The sequence below is a fragment of the Haloferax sp. KTX1 genome, assembly GCF_902410085.1.
Classification (GTDB): domain Archaea; phylum Halobacteriota; class Halobacteria; order Halobacteriales; family Haloferacaceae; genus Haloferax; species Haloferax massiliensis.
Genome location: NZ_CABPRH010000284.1, coordinates 1 through 412, shown reverse-complemented (window position 1 = coordinate 412; position 412 = coordinate 1). Strand labels below are relative to the sequence as shown.

At 61.9% G+C, this 412-nt stretch carries 2 protein-coding genes; both read left to right on the top strand.

Translation table 11 applies throughout. The features are described from left to right. The coding region (rpsQ, locus tag FY251_RS21865) for a 30S ribosomal protein S17 (protein ID WP_222847919.1) at positions 1-265 on the top strand (265 nt) is incomplete at its 5' end. Next, positions 265-412 (top strand): uL14 family ribosomal protein (locus FY251_RS21860; RefSeq protein WP_342765792.1); only part of this gene is annotated, 148 nt, incomplete at its 3' end. The genes rpsQ and FY251_RS21860, both read left to right, overlap by 1 nt.

Sequence of the window (412 nt, the reverse complement as noted above, 5' to 3'; positions counted from 1 at the left end):
GACACTGAACGGCGAGGTAGCCACCACTGACATGGAGAAGACCGTTGTCGTCGAGCGCGAGTACGACGTGAAGGTGCCGAAATACGACCGCTTTATGAAGCGGCGGAGCCGCGTTCCGGCTCACGCACCGGACTGTCTCGACCTCGCGGTCGGTGACACGGTCACGATAGCAGAGTGTCGACCGCTCTCGAAAACGAAAAGCCACGTCGTCGTTAGCGCGGGCTCGGACGAGGCCGCGAACGACGAACAGGACGGTGATGCCTGATGGAAGCACTCGGTGCTGACGTCACGCAAGGCCTCGAGAAGGGCTCGCTCATTACGTGTGCGGACAACACGGGAGCGCGCGAACTCAAGGTCATTTCCGTCCACGGCTACTCGGGAACGAAGAACCGCCACCCCAAAGCTGGGCTGG